1 pseudogene is annotated in these 895 nt (G+C 37.2%); it reads right to left on the minus strand.

The window, feature by feature from the left end:
- Window positions 1-717, minus strand: a pseudogene (gene dacA / locus ACWHAR_RS24650) (D-alanyl-D-alanine carboxypeptidase); the annotation flags it as partial.
- Window positions 718-895 lie beyond the last annotated feature (178 nt).

Genomic DNA, 895 nt, shown 5'->3' on the forward strand with positions numbered 1-895 from the left:
GTTCCAGTTTGGCATGTCCATTTCATCATCGGTGCCTTCTCTGAATTTCGTTTTGGCGATGCTGGAAGTCTCCAGTATCTCAGGGTAGTCAGTAATCAAGTGATCCGCAAGAATCGCCATATCCTTTGCAGAAACTTCACTTTCTTCATTTACGCTTGTCCCCTCAGGCTGATGCCCGTGAAGATCTTTGTTTTCAAGACCTGTTGCGTTAACAAATTTGTAATCTGTTAAGCCTAGTTCTTTTGCTTTTGCATTCATTTTTTCAACAAACTTAGTTTCAGAACCGGCAACGATTTCTGCAATCGCAATAGCAGCAGCATTTGCAGAATAAATTGCTGTAGCTTGATATAATTCTTTTACTGTGTATTTCCCGTCTTTCCGAAGAGGGACGTTTGATAAGCTGTTATCTTGGGAAATTTCATACACATAGTCATCAGGCGTATAGGTTTGGTCCCATTTCACTTTACCTTGATCAATTGCTTCTAATAACAGATACTCTGTCATCATTTTTGTCATACTCGCAATTGGCAGTCTCTTATCTGCATTTTTACTGTAAAGAATTTTACCTGAAGAAGCTTCGATCATAATAGCAGCAGATGCATTGATATCAATTGGATCGCTGGCTGCTTTTGCTTTTGACATTGGAGCCAGACACGTGACAGCTAGAGTTAACACAACCAATGACATCAATAGCTGTTTACATTTCTTGATGTTCAATCGTACGACCTCCGTATTTCATTTTCTTCATCTATAATTAAGCCGTTAAGGACATTTTCAATGCACAACAGTATAAATTTTATCATAATCAGTATAAAAAAAATAGACAGAGTCAAAGACCCTGTCAAATGTTTTCAATTTGTAACAATTTATTATGAAATTGTATAGTTAGGTGATT

The organism is Bacillus sp. LR--39, from assembly GCF_053613335.1.